Genomic DNA, 15,425 nt, shown 5'->3' on the forward strand with positions numbered 1-15,425 from the left:
CCGGGCGCAGGTCCTGCAGCGCATGGATGAGCACCGGCAACGATGCCCGGCGGGAACGAGACCCGGTCCGCCGACCCGAGGGGTTCTGTCCCCGGTTCCAAAGGCGCGCTATCTCCCGGAAACCGCTCGGCCGCGCAGGCGCAAGCCGGGCATCGAACCATCGGAAAGAATAGGCATGGATCAGTCGTTCGACGAAGACACGCTGGCGCTGGCGGCGCGGGTCTTCCAGGCCGCGCGCGAGGGCGACACGGGCTTTCTCCAGATGGCGCTGGAGCGTGGCCTGCCGCCCAACCTCTCCAACGACAAGGGCGACACGCTCCTGATGCTGGCGAGCTATCACGGGCACACGCAGGCGAGCGAGCTTCTCCTGAAACACGGGGCCGATCCCGACCGCGTCAACGATCGCGGCCAGACGCCGCTCGCCGGCACCGCCTTCAAGGGCGACACGGTGACGGCGCGCGCGCTCCTCAATGGCGGCGCGGCGGTGGATGCGGCCGGGCCGGATGGGCGCACGGCCCTGATGATGGCCGCCATGTTCAACCGCACCGACATGGTGCGCCTTTTCCTCGACCACGGAGCCGACCCTGCCCGCCGCACCCCCGAAGGCCTCACCGCGCTCGGCGCCGCCAAGGCCATGGGCGCGGCCGATACGCCAGCGCTTCTGGGCGAGGCCGACTGACGGTTGCGACGGACGGGAAAGCCGTCTCGCGCCGGGCCGACCGGGAAAAAGGCTCTGAAACGGGACGATCGGCCAAGACTGCCGATGTCGGTCAGGTTCACGGCGGTTCGTCGCACTGAGGCTGATCGACACTGCGGGTCGCAGCGCTCATCTTCCGTTTCGGGCTGCTCGCCCCCGAACCATCGGACGGTGTGGCACACTTTGGCCTTGGACCCGATGTCCCATCATCTCCCTGCGTCCGCTCTTGCCGCCGCCACGGAAAAGGGCGGTGGACCGGTTCGGAGTCCAAGCGTCGCCGAAGCCGCTGACCCGGTTTCAGGACGAGCGGGGGAGTCGAGCCAAGGCCCCGGCATCCGCTTGCGATGCGTCATCCCGCACCAGCCTCAACCAGGAGCCGGGACATAACCTCGCGGCAAAGGAGCGACCGAGGGTTTTCCGCTGCCGGTGACGCTGCGGCAGAACGGGCGAGACCAGTAGCTTGCCCGGAGAGCGACGCCAATGCCGCGTGGAGTCCAGCGGCGGGCAACGACGCCCCGCAGCAGACACCGGCGACGAGCCGACCCGGCAGGTTCGACACCCGGTTCTAGGCCGCCGACGCCATCGCCGTGCCCGCACCGGAACACCGGAGCGTGACGAGGCAGGCCACCCCGCAGGTCTCGCCTTCCGGCACCCGATTGCCTATCTTGCCCATCGAGGGCGTGTGCTGCGTGCGCCCTGGGGCTTCCCTAAACCGACGGAGAAAAGCGAAACCTTTTCGAAAAGGAGGGAGGGCGAAGCCATGTCCTCGCACGATCCCATCTCGATCCGCAGCCAGCGCCCCTCGGGCTTTCTGCGCCGTTTCATCGCCAGCGAAGCCTCGGGCGGGCTGGTTCTCATGGCGGCCGCTGCGCTCGCGCTGATCGTTGCCAATTCGCCGCTCGCGCCCGGCTATTTCGCCGCGCTCCATGCCTATGTCGGCCCGCTCTCTCTCCTGCATTGGATTAACGACGCGCTGATGGCGGTCTTTTTCCTGATGGTCGGGCTGGAGATCAAGCGCGAGGTCGTGGGCGGGCAGCTCGCCACTTGGCAGGCGCGTATTCTGCCCGGACTGGCCGCGCTCGGCGGCATGGCCGTGCCGGCGCTCTTCTATCTTGCCTTCAACATCGCCTCACCCGAAAGCCGGGGCGGCTGGGCCATTCCCTCGGCCACCGACATCGCCTTCGCGCTCGGCGTCCTGTCGCTGCTGGGACCGCGCGTGCCCGTGTCGCTGAAAGTGTTTCTCGCCGCGCTCGCGATCATCGACGATCTCGGCGCCGTGCTCATCATCGCGTTCTTCTACACGTCCGGCCTCAACCTCCTGGCGCTTGCCGGGGCGGCGCTCGTGGTTCTCGTGCTGGCGCTTCTCAACCGGCGCGGCGTCCTGGCGCTCTGGCCCTATCTCACGCTCGGCCTCGTGCTCTGGGTTCTGGTCTTCCTGTCCGGCATTCATGCGACGCTGGCCGGCGTCGTGCTGGCGCTCACCATTCCGCTCGTCGTGCCCGAGCCCGGCCTGCAGGAGGCGGAGCCCCCGCTCCTGAAGCTGGAACATGCCATCCAGCCCTGGGTCGCCTTCCTGATCGTGCCGGTCTTCGGTTTCGCCAATGCCGGCGTGTCCTTTGCCGGCTTCTCGCTGTCGGCGCTCAGCGACCCGGTGCCGCTCGGCATCGCGGCGGGGCTGTTCTTCGGCAAGCAGATCGGCGTCTTCGGCATGGCGCTCCTCGCCATTCGCCTGCGCTGGGCGAGCCTGCCGGAGCGAGCGAGCTGGAGGCAGGTCTATGGCGTGTCGCTTCTGTGCGGCATCGGCTTCACCATGAGCCTCTTCATCGGCCTTCTCGCCTTCCCGACCTCGCCTCTCCTGCAGGACGAAGTGAAGCTCGGCGTGCTCATGGGCTCGCTCCTCTCCGGTCTTCTGGGCGCGATGGTCTTGCGCCTCGCGCCCACGCGCCAGCCGGAGGTTTGAGCCCTCAAGCGCGCCCCGCCCAGGCGGCGTACCAATCCGGCCACTCGGCGCTCGGTGCGCCGGGTCGCCCCAGGCCGAACCCATGGCCGCCGCTCGGCAGAACATGCCGCTCCACCGGGACATCAGCCTCTCGGGCGGCCCGCTCCAGAAGCGCGGTGTTGGCGATGTCGGAGATCGGATCGTCCTCGGCCTGAACCAGAAACAAGGGCGGGCAGCGGGCGCGCACATGCGTTTCGACCGACCAGTCCGCGCTCATCGCCCGTGTTGGAGGATGCCCGACCAGTTGGACACGCGTGGACGTGTGATTATAGGGCGGCAGCAGCGTCACCACGGGATAGATCAGCGCCGCGCGTGCCGGTCGCGCCGAGCCGCTGTCCAGCCCATCCACGGGCGCATAGGAGGCGAAGGCCGAGCGCGTGGCGGCAAGCCCCAGAAGATGCCCGCCGGCCGAAAAGCCGAGAACGCCGATCCTGGCGACATCGAGTTTCAGCCGCCCGGCCGAGCCCGCGACAAGACGCAGGGCGCGCTGTGCATCCTGCAAGGGCGCAAGCGGCCCGTTGGTCCAGCCCTCACCGGGCAGGCGATAGCGCAGGACGAAGGCCGTGACACCGCGCGCCGCCAGCCAGCGTGCCGCCGGCCGCGCCTCGCTTTCCATCTGAATGCGCTTGTAACCGCCGCCCGCCGCGACCAGCACGGCCATGCCGTTCGCCCGCTCCGGCCGATAGAGTTCGAGCGCCGGCACCGCGATGTTGTGGATCGCGCCCTTGTCGCTCACCTCGACGGGGCCGCTCGGCCCGCCGCCGCCCGGCGGGCGATCCGGCCAGAGCGGGAGGATGTCAGAGGCCTCGCTTGGTTCCATCCGGTCCCTCGCCCGCGCGACCATAGGCGAGCATAGAAGGCCCGTCGCGCCGAGGATCAGATGGCGGCGGTTGATCCGCATGACGGCTCCTTCGCTCGGCTGGAACTGTCCACGCGTCGATGGGAGTCGGCGCGTCGCCTATCCCCACGGCCCACGCTTGCCTCGATCCGAACGCCCCGGCCCGCTCGGCGGTACGGAACCACCGCCCCAAGGGCCTTGGCGAGGCGGCTGCGCGCCCATGCGAGGGGGCACACCCATGTGGGGAGGAAGGAAAGAGCCCCCGCCCTCGCCCTCCATCGACAGAAGCGCATCGATGCGGTTCTGCGTGTCGGGATGCGTCGAGAAGAGACTGTCCATCCGCTGGCCGTTCAGCGGGTTGATGATGAACATATGCGCGGTCGCGGGATTGCGCTCGGCCTCCATGTTCACCGTATGGCCGGCCGAGCCTGCGATCTTGGCGAGCGCGGAGGCCAGAGCGCGCGGGTCGCCGCAGATTTCCGCGCCACGCCGGTCGGCCGAATATTCGCGCGTGCGGGAGATCGCCATCTGCACGATCATCGCCGCAAAGGGCGCGACCAGCGTCGCGACCAGAATGCCGATCAGCCCCAGCGGATTGTTGTTCTCGCGGTGGCCGCCGAAGAAGAAGGCGAAATTGCCGAGCATGGAGATCGCGCCGGCCAGCGTCGCGGTGATCGTCATGGTCAGCGTGTCGCGGTTCTGCACATGGGCGAGTTCATGGGCCATGACGCCCGCCACCTCGTCCGGCGTCAGGCGGTTGAGAAGGCCGGTGGTCGCGGCAACGGCGGCGTTCTGCGGGTTGCGGCCGGTGGCAAACGCGTTCGGCTGGTCGTTCTCGATGAGGTAGACGCGCGGCATGGGCAGGCCGGCGCGGGCGGCGAGCGAGGCCACCATATGGTAGAAGTCGGGCGCCGTGCGCTCGTCCACCTCATGCGCGTTGTACATGCGCAGGACCAGCCTGTCGGCGTTCCAGTAGGAGAAGAGATTGGTGCCGAGGGCGAAGAGGAAGGCGATCATCATGCCGCCGCGCCCGCCTAGGAGAAAACCGACCCCCATGAAAAGGGCGGTCATCCCGGCAAGCAGCATGGCCGTCTTGATCTGGTTCATGGGTCGATGCGTCCTTGCTCGGCGCGGGCGACACGCGGGAGGGCTTGCGGTCGGCGCCGTTTCGACCGATCTGCCGTAGAAGATGTGGGCGCGCACCTCGTTCGCGTCAACAAAGCGGGCCGGCTGACACGCCGCCACTCGGAAGACCGGAAAGGACCCTGCCATGAGCGAAGCGGAAAACGGAGCACCGAAAGAGGCCCGCATTCTATCGCCCGCCGCCCAGCGCGCCCTGGCGGAGGCGCAAGCGCGCCGCGCGGCCGGCGAGGCGGAAAAGCTGGCGCAGGGCGACCTGCCGCCCGAGGTGAACGGGCGCAACGGCCCCGAGCCTGCCCGCTACGGCGACTGGGAAAAGAACGGCATCATCTCCGACTTCTGACCGCACGGGTTTGAGGCGGCGGGTTTGCCCAGCCGCCGCACGCCCGTCCTCGGATCGCGGCCAAGGCCGCCGCAGGCGCGCGCTCGCTGCCGACGTCGCATCCCTTTGCGCGCCCAACCGTTGCCTGGAGGCGACGATGGCCTTGCCCCCCTCGGTCTGCGTTCCGTGACCAGACTCTTGCCATAAGCGCGGAATAGGAATTTAATCTTTGCGGAGTAGGAACGCTGCCATGCGACTGTTCTGCCTTTTCCTTCTTCTCGGCCTCTCGCCCGCCTTGGCGGCGGATGAAGAGGCGCCGCCTCGCGAAATCCTCGGCCCGGTCAATGCGCGCGTTCTGAAAGTGCGCGACGGCGACACGGTGGAGGTCGAGGCCTTCATCTGGCCGCTTCAGACGGTGACGGTCGCGGTGCGCCTGCGCGGCGTCGATGCGCCGGAACTCAAAGGCGAATGCGAGGCCGAGCGCGCCGCCGCGCGCCATGCGCGCGATCGCATGAGCGAGCTGGTGGGCGATGGATTCGTGCAGCTGCGCCGCATCTCGGGCGACAAGTATTTCGGCCGCGTCCTCGCCGATCTGGCCAGCCCCACGGAGCCCGATATCGGCCAGCGACTGCTGCGCGAAGGGCTGGTGGATGCCTATGACGGCGGCCGTCGGCGGAACTGGTGCGCCACGATCGGCGCGCTGAAACCCGGCCAGCCGCTCGGCAAGGGCTGACCGCGCCGCATCCGAATGCCGTTGCGGTTGGGGAGCATCGGCCTGGAGAGACGGTGCGTCCCCGCGTGCGGGCAAGATCGGGGGTTGCTCCCTTTCCGGCCAGAGGATCACGAGCCGGTTTCCAACCAACCCTTGTTCCCCTGCCCCGAACGATTATGTTCTGGCCTGCAAGGGGACGACCTTTTGCGCGCTGATGGCGCTGTTCGGCTTTCGGGACGACCCGGTCTTTTTCCAGGGGTGTTCCCATGGCCTATCTCCTTCTCCTCGTCGCCGGCCTGCTCGAAGTCGGCTGGGCGTTCTCCATGAAACTGTCGGACGGATTCTCGCGTCTCGGGCCGACGATTCTGACCTTCGCGTTGATGGCGGCGAGCTTCGCGCTCCTGTCGCTCGCCATGCGCTCGCTCCCGCTCGGCACGGCCTATGCGATCTGGACCGGCATCGGCGCGCTCGGGGCCTTTCTGGTCGGCATCCTGATACTGGGCGAAAGCGCCAGTCCCATGCGCCTTCTGGCGGCTGCCCTGATCCTCGGCGGACTCGTCCTGATGAAGCTCTCCTCCTCATCATAAGGCACGCGTCGGGACTGGCCGCGCCCCGATTGGGGGACTAGAAGGTTTCACGTGAAACACCGGGAGCCTGCATGACCTCTTCCTCTTCCCGCATGGCCTCGGCCGAAAGCAAACTGGCCGAGGTCGTGAAGGACGCCGTCGCCGCGCTCGCCCCCGGCTTTGCCGTGCGCCTCTGGACGGGCGAGCGCATCGGCCCCGCAAGCGGCCCGGTGCTGACGATCCGCAGCGCCACCACGCTGGCGCGCCTCGTGTTCCGCCCGCGCATCGATACGCTGGTCGCGCTCTGGATGGACAAGAGCCTCGACATCGAAAACGGGACGATCTTCGACATTGCGGAAGGGCGCTCCAAGACCTCCTCGCGCGGGCTCCTGAAGCGGCTCGACAAGTGGCGCATCGCCAAGGCGCTGCCCTCGCTCATGGCGCTGCGCAAGGCGGCGAAGGCGGAGGCCGACGAAGCCAAGGTCGGCGCGGATGCGGGGGCCAGCGGCTCCACCAAGGCCGCGATCCAGTTCCACTACGATGTCTCGAACCAGTTCTACGGCCTCTTCCTGGACGAGCGCATGGTCTATTCCTGCGCCTATTTCACCGAGTGGCACGACGATATCGACCGCGCCCAGCGCGACAAGCTCGATATGATCTGCCGCAAGCTGCGCCTCCAGCCCGGCGAGCGGATGCTCGACATCGGCTGCGGATGGGGCGCGCTGCTGATCCACGCGGCGCAGACCTATGGCGTGTCCGGCCATGGCGTGACGCTGAGCCAGGCGCAGTTCGATCTCGCCACCGCCCGCGTGCGCGCCGCCGGGCTGGAAGACCGCATCACGATCGAGCTGAAGCCTTTTCAGGAGCTGACCGGCACATTCGACAAGATCTCGTCCATCGGCATGTTCGAGCATGTCGGCTTTGCCAACCATGACGCCTATTTCGGCGCGGTGAAGCGCCTGCTGCGCCCGCGCGGGCTCTACCTTCATCACACGATCGCCCGCCCCGCCAAGAAGGACTTTAAAACCTTCATGAAGGGCTCGCGCGAGTATCGTGCGCTGACCCGCTACATCTTCCCCGGCGGCGAACTCGACTGGATCGGCCATTCGCTCCAGAAGCTGGAGGCCAACCGCTTCGAGGTGCACGACGTCGAGAATTGGCGCGAGCATTACGGGCGCACCTGCCGCCTCTGGGCGCTGCGGCTTCAGGCGCGGATGGACGAGGCCGTGGCCGAGGTCGGCGAGCCGCAGGCGCGGCTCTGGCTTTTGTATCTGGCAGGCTGCGCGCTGGCCTTCGAGCGCGGCACGGTGATGATCAACCAGACGCTGGCTTCGAAGCGCGACAAGGGCCCGTCCGGCCTGCCGCCGACCCGAGCCGATCTGTACCGATAGTCGCCGTTTCAGGCCCGTTCGGCTGGTCGACGCCGGCAGTTCCTCAAATATGGAAAAGCCCCGCTTGGCGGGGCCTTTTCCTGTCAGGCATGGATCGGGTGGCGCAGCGTCGGCAGGGCGGTGTCGTCATCCTCGACGAGGCCGCTTTGGGCCATGCGCCGGGTCTCGGCGGCGACGAGGAAGCGGATCTGCTCCTGCAGGCTCGCGATCTCTTCGCTCAGCTGGTTGATCTGGGCTTCCGTGCGCAGGTTGGTCTCGTAGTCGAGGCGCACTTCCAGCCGATCCTTCGCCGCCTGCCGGTTCTGGCTCATCATGATGACGGGCGCCTGGAGCGCGGCCACCATCGACAAAACCAGATTCAGGAAGATGAAAGGGAACGGGTCGAAGGCGTTCTCGGCCAGAACCACCGTATTGAGGACGGCCCAGCCGACCAGAAACACGGTGAAACCGATGATGAAGCTCCAGGAGCCGCCGACGCTGGCGACCCGATCGGCCAGACGATCACCGAAGGTCATCCCATCGTTGAACATCTCGTTGGGATCGCGCATCCGGGAGGCGCGGCGGAGCTGATAGGCAATGAGGCGGATGGCCGTGTTCATGGCTCACTCACTTGTCACGACGGGCCGCAAAACCTGTCGCGCAGCGAGCCGAAGGGATCAGCTCAGCGACAGGCTCTGCGGCACGCGCGATCGACTGGGATCGTTACTGGGCATGATCCTTGGGGACCAGTTGATGAAGGGAGCGCCGGGCCGAAACGGCGGGGCGCGTGAGGGGACATGAACCTGTCGCCCCCTTTGGTCAAGTCTGCGTGAGCTGAAAAAAGGAGACGGGTCGAAACTTTTCGGCAGGACTGCTGGGGAGCGGGTTGAACTCAACGAAAAAAGGCCGCCCCCATGGGGAGCGGCCTTCCGTGATGTGGGATGATGCCGGCAGGTCGTCAAACCCTTGCCGGATCGACATATCGCTTAGGCGTTCGAAAGAGGCTGCTCCAGCGAACCCGTGAGATACAAAGACCCAACCGGCTTCAAACAATCACTCGACATTGGATCACCTCCTTTCGTCCCGTTGAACATGACAACAGAATGGGGGCGTCGAGACCATCCCGCAAGGGCGGACGGTGCGTCATTGCGGCACGGCGGGTTGGCGGTCGTTCCGGGGCGCATGGACGTCACACCGTTTCGAGCGGGCCAACCCGCGAGGCATCGTCCCCCTCCCCGCCACCCGATGAACCTCCGGGCATCCGTGTCCCCCTCGCCCGTTCTGAGCGCCGCATCCATCAGGCGCCGCCGTGTCTGGCGAAAGGGTGACGCCGCCTCGACCTGCGATGTCACGAGGTCGGTGAACGGCATCGTCGGACGGACTTCGGCGAGCCGTCCACGCGCCCTTGCAACTCCGGCGGGGGACCCGTATTCTAGACCCGGAATAAACGACCTCGCGTCCCGAACGACGTCGTTCCCCGGTTCTCCACGGCTCCAACGAGTTTTCCGCGATCCGCCGCCTGGGGTCTTTGGCCCAAGCGATGCGCAGGACGCTTCCCGCGTTCGGCATTCCGGGATGGTCGCGAACGAACTCGGATCAAAAGATCGGCCCCGTCCAGGCTCGACGCCAGATCGTGGCGGGCCGGAAGCGCCACCGCTCGAAGCCATTCGGGCGGCGTGGCCGGGCGAGTTCGAGCATTTACAAAGGGGATCACCCGGGCAAAGCCGCCGGATCGTCCCCATATGATTGTCTTCGGCACGGAAGGACCCATCGCGATGCGGACACCGAACTACAATTTCGAGCGCCAGGAACGCGATAAGGCCAAGGCCGCCAAGAAGGCCGAGAAGGCCGCCGCCAAGAAGGCCAAGAGCGGCTCTGCGGCCAACCTGAACGACGAGTCCGAGACGCTGCCGGAGACTTCCTCCTCTTCCGCGAGTTGACGCGGAGAAAGGCACACGCTGCCATGTCGACCCCTACCAAGACGCCTGCCAAATCCGGTAAGACCGCTCCTCACGAGGAGCCCTACGAGCCGGAAGCCTTCGCCAAGAAATACGGCATTCCGCCCGGCGAGGCGAAGACGATCATCAAGCGCTACGGCCCGTCGCGCCGCAAGCTGGACACCTATATGGCGGCTCGCAACGCCTGAGCGGGATTTGCTCATCTGAGCGTGTCCCGCCCTGTCCGGGCGCGAAAGGCAACGCGGCTTTGTCTGGAAAGGCTCTGGAACCCGCCCCGGCAAAGCGTGTAAACTTTGCCATCGGATGATACGGCAAAAACCTGTGACACCGCCCGGACGCCTCGCGCCCGGGCCATTTCCATTGAACAAGGACCAATGATGAAGACAGACATGGATTTCACCACCCGCAGGCAGACCACCAAGGACGCCAAGGCGGCTCTTCTGGAGAAGGCGAAGGCTCGTCAGAACGATCCCGAGGTTCAGGCGCGCCGCGCGGAGCGGGCTGCCGTTGCCGCCGCGCGCGAGGAGCGGGAAGCTGCCAAGCGTCGCCAGCGTGAAGAAGAGCAGGCTGAGCGCCAGCGCGAAGCCGAGGCCCAGCGTATCGCCGCCGAAGAATTGGCCGCGCAGTCGGCGTCCTCCGAGCGCGAGCGTCTGATTGCGCAGGCTCTGGCGGATCAGGCCGCGCAGAAGGCCAAGCGCGACTCGCGCTATGCCGCGCGCCAAGCCCGCAAGAACTGATCGGCTGGGAACCAGCCGTCCGGCGGTCTGCTCCGATGCCAGATCGCCCATTCTACCCGCCATCATCCCGGCCCAACCGATCTTTTTTCCGAAAGGATCGGTTCGCCGGCCGGGCGATGGCTGCGGGCGAACGATCCGCTGAGGGCGCCTGAGCAAGGTGAGATCAGGCCAAGCACCGGCCTCGACCGGCAACCCGACCGGGCCGGTTCGGCCAGTCCTCTTCGCCGGGTTTCGTTGGGAAAGGCGGAGCCCGAGAGTTCCTCCCCGCGGACCCTTGCCCGGCATCCCGCATCGAGCGCGCTGGGCGCCGTGCGGAACGGAACCCAGTCCCCGCGCCTGCCGGCCCGTCAGCAAGCCGCTGTAAAGGCGAAGGCCGGGCCGGGTCGGACCTCCTTCGATGCACCGATCGGTTTGCCGCTCGCAATCCGTTTGCGGGACGGCGACCGATCCGCCGAATGATGACGTCCGGGTCCGGCAAGGCCGAGCCTCAAGGATCGACGCGCCACTGGCCCGGTCCCGGCCGAACCGGAGCCGGCATCGTTCCTGAGCGCCGTCAGGCCCTGAGCGCCGCCTCGATATCGTCCAGAAGCTTGTCGCGGCCGATGCCCGTCAGAAAGGGCAGGCCCTTGAAGGTCGGCTTGCCCAGATCGTCCGGCACCGGGGTCGTGGCGACCACGATGTCGGCGTCGTCCACCAGACTCCTGACTTCCGTCGCCTTGCACTGGCGCACGTCGACGGGAATGCCGCGCTCCTGCATGGCTTCTTCGATCGCGACCGCGACCACGGTGGAGGTCGCGACAGCCGTTCCGCAGGCGATGAGAACCGTCTTCTTCTTCATGGATTTCTGTCCTTCATGGGGGCCGGCGTCACGCCGAAATCAGGGAGAGAACCTCGTCCGGCGAGTGGGCGGCGGCGATGCCCTCCAGAACGCTCTGGTCCTGAAGAAGGCCCATGATCGACTGGAGCATGGTGATCTGTGCGTCCTTGTCGGTCAGCGCGAGGGCGAAGACGAGCCGAACGGCAATCCTCTCGTCCGGGTCGTCCATGCTGGCGAAGGGAACGGGCTCGTCCAGCACCGCCAGCGCCACGGCCGGGGCCAGCACATGTTCGCGATCCGTATGCGGGATCGCGGCATTAATGGCCCCCAGCGGCAGGCCGGTCGGCATGGTGCGCTCGCGTTCGATCACGGCCGGGCCGTAGCTCGGCCGCACGCGCCCCGCTGCTTCCAGCCGGGCGGCCAGAAGCCCGATCGCCTCTTCGGCCGAAGCAGCCTTGGCGTTCAGAACGATCAGCGAGGCGTCGAGTGTGGATGTCAGCATGAGTTCTCCCTTAGCGGCGCGCGGCAACCGAGGGCGCGGCACGATCCGAAACGCTTGAAGCTTCAGCTGGATCATCGGCGCCCGCGAGTTTTTCGAAGGCGCGAGGCGCGGCGCGATAGGCGAAGAGAAGCGCCAGAATGGCGAGCAAGACGAGACCCAGACCCAGAAGCCCCAGACCTTCCGCCGCCTCGATCACGAGATAGGGGATGTAGAGGAACCCGTCCACGACGCTGGTGATGGCGCTGGCCTCGGGCGGAATGGCGAAGCCCGACGCCTGTGCCGTCGCGGTCATCAGCGGCGAAAGCGCCATGCCGACATAGAAGCCGAGGATCAGCGTCACCGTGCCGATCACCACCATGCGGAAGACATTGCCGTTGACGATGGGCGCGGCCATGGCGACCACGAAGGGGATGACGGCGAGATCGGCGAAGAGAATGATGCGGTTGCCCGGCAGGATCAGCGACAGGAGAATGGCGACCGGCACGAGGATCAGCGACGAGGCGATGGCGGCCGGATGGCCGATCAGGATGGCGGAGTCGAGGCCGACATGGATTTCCCGGTCGCCCGCCCGCTTCTGCACGAAGCTGCGCGCCGCTTCCGACACGGGGATCAGCCCCTCCATCAGGATTTTCACCATGCGCGGCAGAAGCAGCATAACGGCGGCGAGATTGACGCCCGTCTGGAGCGAGCGGGTGAGGACAGCGCCCCAGTCTCCGCTGCCGGCATAGGCGGCAAGGCCCAGCACGAGGCCGATCGCCAGACCCATGACGATGGGCTCGCCGAACACGCCGAGGCGGCGCTGCACGGTTTCGGTGTCGATGCGAATGTCCCGGACGCCCGGAATGCGGTCCATCAGCCAGTTCAGCCCGATGGCGACCGGCACGATCTGCGCCGAGGCGAGATGGGGCACGGAGACGCCCGGCACGCCGTAGAAGCGCTGCACGCCCTTGGCCGTCCAGTCCGCCAACACCAGCGACAGCGCGGCCATGAGGGCGGCGGCGATCAGCCCGTAGCCGAGGCTCCCGGTGGCGGCGGTGATGAGCGATCCGACAAAGGCGAAGTGCCAAAAATTCCAGACGTCCACATTGAGCGTGCGCGTCAGCCCGCTGAAGAGCAGCGCGACATTGACGATGATGCCGATGGGGATGACCCAAAGCCCGACCGAGGAGCCGAAGGCGATGGCGGCGGCGGACGGCCAGCCGACATCCACGATGTCGCGGTGCATCCCCGTATTGGTGACGATGGCCTGCGCCACCTGCCCCAGCGTCGTCAGCATGAGGCCGAGCACGAGATTGATGCCGACGAAGGCGACGCCGATCGTGAGGCCCGCGCGAAAGGCGCGGCCGGGCTTGGCCCCGAGCACCAGCGCGATGACGAAGATGAGAATGGGGAGAAGGACGGTCGCGCCGAGCGCGTCCACGACCCCCTTCAACTGGCCGAGAATATCGTTCATGGCTTCCTCCCGAAGCGTGATGGCTTGCCCGAAGCGCGATGGCTTGCGCGAAGCGCTGTCGCTCGCGCGAAGCGTTATCGCTGGCACGGGTCGCCCGGCTTGTGTCCGCCGGGTCGCCCGTCAAGAAAGGGAACACTTGATTCGATCGAGATCAAGATGTTCACGGCTTTTGTCCGAACTTTATCAAAAGCGAAGCGAGACGGCTTTCCATAGGGCGCGTCCGTCGGTCTCCCCAAAGCGAACGGAGCCTTTGGTTGGCTTCAGCAAGGCCCATGGAAAAGGGGGCCGCAGCCCCCTCCCCTGATGCGTGCTCGATCGATCCGGCTCAGGCCGGTGTCATCTTGCGGTTCTGGCGGTTGTCGATGAGATCGTCCACCACGGCCGGGTCGGCCAGCGTCGAGGTGTCGCCCAGCGCGCCGAAATCGTCCTCCGCGATCTTGCGCAGGATGCGGCGCATGATCTTGCCCGAGCGGGTCTTGGGCAGGCCCGGCGAGAACTGGATCTTGTCGGGCGAGGCGATCGGGCCGATCTCGCCGCGCACATGGGCGACGAGTTCCTTCTTCAGCTCTTCCGACGGCGTCTCGCCCTCCATGAGCGTGACATAGCAATAGATACCCTGCCCCTTCACGTCATGAGGATAGCCGACCACGGCCGCTTCTGAGACCTTGGGGTGCGAGACCAGCGCGGACTCGACCTCGGCCGTGCCCATGCGATGGCCCGAGACGTTGATGACGTCGTCGACGCGGCCCGTGATCCACCAGTAGCCGTCCGCATCCCGCCGCGCGCCGTCGCCGGTGAAATACTTGTTGGGATAGGTCGAGAAATAGGTCTGCTCGAAGCGCTCGTGATCGCCGAACACGGTGCGCATCTGGCCGGGCCAGCTGTCGGTGATGCAGAGATTGCCCTCGGTCGCACCTTCCAGCACCTTGCCTTCGCCGTCCACCAGCTCCGGCTTGACGCCGAAGAAGGGGCGCGTCGCCGAGCCCGGCTTCAAGTCGATCGCGCCTGGCAGCGGGGTGATCAGGATGCCGCCCGTCTCGGTCTGCCACCAGGTATCGACGATGGGGCAGCGCTCTTCGCCGACCACGCGGTAATACCAGTTCCAGGCTTCCGGGTTGATCGGCTCGCCGACCGAGCCCAGAAGCCGCAGCGAGCGGCGCGAGGATTTGGTGACGAACTCGTCGCCCGCGCCCATCAGCGCGCGGATGGCCGTCGGCGCGGTGTAGATGACATTGACGGAATGCTTGTCCACGACCTGCCAGAAGCGCCCGGCATCGGGATAGTTCGGCACGCCCTCGAACATGAGCGTCGTGCCGCCATTGGCGAGCGGGCCATATACCGTGTAGCTGTGGCCGGTGACCCAGCCGACATCGGCCGTGCACCAGAAGACCTCGCCCGCCCGCATGTCGAAGACATATTGCTGCGTCATCGAGGCCCAGACGAGATAGCCGCCCGTCGTATGCAACACGCCCTTGGGCTTGCCGGTGGAGCCCGACGTGTAGAGGATGAAGAGCGGGTCCTCGGCGCTCATTTCTTCCGGCTCGCACTCGGCGGACACGCGCTCGCGCGCCTCGTGCCACCAGTGATCGCGCCCCTCGGCCCAGGCGATCTCGCCGCCGGTGCGCTTCACCACCAGAACCTTCTCGACCGTGTGCCCGGCCTTGGCGGCGATCTCCACCGCCTTGTCGGCATTGGCCTTCAGCGGCACCTTGCGGCCCGCGCGCAAGCCCTCGTCGGCGGTGACGAGCACCTTGGAGCCCGAGCCCTCCATGCGGCCCGCCAGCGCGTCCGGCGAGAAGCCGCCGAAGACCACCGAATGCACCGCGCCGATGCGCGCGCAGGCCAGCATCGCGACCGCCGCTTCCGGGATCATCGGCATATAGATGGACACGCGCTCGCCGCGCCCGACGCCCAGATCCTTCAGGACATTGGCCATGCGGCAGACATCGCCGTGCAGCTCCTTGTAGGAGATGGCGCGCGACTCCTCCGGGTTGTCGCCTTCCCAGAGGATCGCGGTCTGGTCGCCGCGCTCGGTCAGATGCCGGTCGAGGCAGTTGGCCGAGAGGTTGAGCGTGCCGTCCTCGAACCATTTGATGGAGACGTTGCCCGGCGCGAACGAGGTGTTCTTGACCTTCGTATAGGGCTTGATCCAGTCGAGCCGCTTTCCGTGCTCGCGCCAGAACCCCTCGGGGTCGTTCACGCTCGCCGCGTACCAGCTGTTGTAGTCGCTGAGCGTCAGCTGCGTGCCGGACTTCCACTCTTCCTTGACGGCCACCGTGGTCATCGTCTCGTATCCTCCCAGTCGAAAGCGGCC

16 protein-coding genes are annotated in these 15,425 nt (G+C 66.8%); 9 read left to right on the top strand and 7 right to left on the bottom strand.

Annotated elements, in window-relative coordinates:
* The first annotated feature begins 175 nt into the window (after window positions 1-175).
* Window positions 176-679: an ankyrin repeat domain-containing protein gene (locus tag NS365_RS20620; protein WP_058602181.1), complete on the top strand. Its 504-nt coding sequence runs from the start codon at window positions 176-178 to the stop codon at window positions 677-679.
* Window positions 680-1,457: 778 nt separating this feature from the next.
* On the top strand, window positions 1,458-2,657 hold the full coding sequence (gene nhaA, locus NS365_RS20625; protein WP_058602182.1) for a Na+/H+ antiporter NhaA: 1,200 nt from the start codon (window positions 1,458-1,460) through the stop codon (window positions 2,655-2,657).
* A gap of 4 nt (window positions 2,658-2,661) precedes the next feature.
* Here nhaA and NS365_RS20630 read toward each other — a convergent pair whose 3' ends face one another.
* Together NS365_RS20630 and htpX are read right to left on the bottom strand one after the other, a co-directional pair.
* Window positions 2,662-3,597 carry an alpha/beta hydrolase gene (locus NS365_RS20630; RefSeq protein ID WP_206612159.1) on the bottom strand — a complete coding sequence of 312 codons (936 nt, stop codon included), beginning with the start codon at window positions 3,595-3,597 and terminating at the stop codon, window positions 2,662-2,664.
* A gap of 57 nt (window positions 3,598-3,654) precedes the next feature.
* Window positions 3,655-4,641, bottom strand: a complete 987-nt coding sequence (htpX, locus tag NS365_RS20635; RefSeq protein WP_058602183.1) for a zinc metalloprotease HtpX — start codon at window positions 4,639-4,641, stop codon at window positions 3,655-3,657.
* A gap of 163 nt (window positions 4,642-4,804) precedes the next feature.
* Between htpX and NS365_RS20640 the strand changes: the two genes are divergently transcribed.
* The 4 genes from NS365_RS20640 to NS365_RS20655 all read left to right on the top strand — a co-directional run bounded on the left by NS365_RS20640 (window position 4,805) and on the right by NS365_RS20655 (window position 7,665).
* The gene (locus NS365_RS20640) at window positions 4,805-5,017 is read left to right on the top strand and encodes a DUF1674 domain-containing protein (protein ID WP_058602184.1); all 213 of its coding nucleotides are present in this window, start codon (window positions 4,805-4,807) and stop codon (window positions 5,015-5,017) included.
* A gap of 229 nt (window positions 5,018-5,246) precedes the next feature.
* Window positions 5,247-5,729, top strand: coding sequence for a thermonuclease family protein (locus NS365_RS20645; protein WP_058602185.1), 483 nt, complete (start codon window positions 5,247-5,249; stop codon window positions 5,727-5,729).
* Between the two features lie 245 nt (window positions 5,730-5,974).
* The gene (locus NS365_RS20650) at window positions 5,975-6,295 is read left to right on the top strand and encodes a DMT family transporter (protein WP_058602186.1); all 321 of its coding nucleotides are present in this window, start codon (window positions 5,975-5,977) and stop codon (window positions 6,293-6,295) included.
* A gap of 71 nt (window positions 6,296-6,366) precedes the next feature.
* Window positions 6,367-7,665 (top strand): SAM-dependent methyltransferase, encoded by a 1,299-nt coding sequence (locus tag NS365_RS20655; protein WP_082684754.1) that lies wholly within the window; start codon window positions 6,367-6,369, stop codon window positions 7,663-7,665.
* 83 nt (window positions 7,666-7,748) lie between these two features.
* Here NS365_RS20655 and NS365_RS20660 read toward each other — a convergent pair whose 3' ends face one another.
* Window positions 7,749-8,264, bottom strand: coding sequence for a DUF1003 domain-containing protein (locus NS365_RS20660; protein ID WP_058602188.1), 516 nt, complete (start codon window positions 8,262-8,264; stop codon window positions 7,749-7,751).
* Between the two features lie 1,155 nt (window positions 8,265-9,419).
* Here NS365_RS20660 and NS365_RS24615 point away from each other — a divergent pair.
* From NS365_RS24615 to NS365_RS20675, 3 genes are all read left to right on the top strand, one after another.
* Entirely contained in the window at window positions 9,420-9,584 is a 165-nt protein-coding gene (locus tag NS365_RS24615; RefSeq protein ID WP_192843365.1) for a hypothetical protein, read from the top strand.
* Window positions 9,585-9,607: 23 nt separating this feature from the next.
* Window positions 9,608-9,790 (top strand): DUF3606 domain-containing protein, encoded by a 183-nt coding sequence (locus NS365_RS20670; RefSeq protein ID WP_058602190.1) that lies wholly within the window; start codon window positions 9,608-9,610, stop codon window positions 9,788-9,790.
* A gap of 189 nt (window positions 9,791-9,979) precedes the next feature.
* Complete coding sequence (locus NS365_RS20675; RefSeq protein WP_244493367.1) at window positions 9,980-10,339, top strand: DUF6481 family protein; 360 nt, start codon at window positions 9,980-9,982, stop codon at window positions 10,337-10,339.
* Window positions 10,340-10,892: 553 nt separating this feature from the next.
* Here the strand turns inward: NS365_RS20675 and NS365_RS20680 are convergent.
* The 4 genes from NS365_RS20680 to acs all read right to left on the bottom strand — a co-directional run bounded on the left by NS365_RS20680 (window position 10,893) and on the right by acs (window position 15,395).
* Window positions 10,893-11,177: a PTS sugar transporter subunit IIB gene (locus tag NS365_RS20680; protein ID WP_058602192.1), complete on the bottom strand. Its 285-nt coding sequence runs from the start codon at window positions 11,175-11,177 to the stop codon at window positions 10,893-10,895.
* Window positions 11,178-11,205: 28 nt separating this feature from the next.
* A complete protein-coding gene (locus NS365_RS20685; RefSeq protein ID WP_058602193.1) occupies window positions 11,206-11,658 on the bottom strand; it encodes a PTS sugar transporter subunit IIA in 453 nt (150 codons plus the stop codon).
* Window positions 11,659-11,668: 10 nt separating this feature from the next.
* On the bottom strand, window positions 11,669-13,111 hold the full coding sequence (locus NS365_RS20690) for a PTS galactitol transporter subunit IIC (protein WP_058602242.1): 1,443 nt from the start codon (window positions 13,109-13,111) through the stop codon (window positions 11,669-11,671).
* A gap of 325 nt (window positions 13,112-13,436) precedes the next feature.
* Complete coding sequence (acs, locus tag NS365_RS20695; protein ID WP_058602194.1) at window positions 13,437-15,395, bottom strand: acetate--CoA ligase; 1,959 nt, start codon at window positions 15,393-15,395, stop codon at window positions 13,437-13,439.
* Window positions 15,396-15,425: the final 30 nt, after the last annotated feature.

The organism is Aureimonas ureilytica, from assembly GCF_001475935.1.
GTDB lineage: Bacteria > Pseudomonadota > Alphaproteobacteria > Rhizobiales > Rhizobiaceae > Aureimonas > Aureimonas ureilytica_A.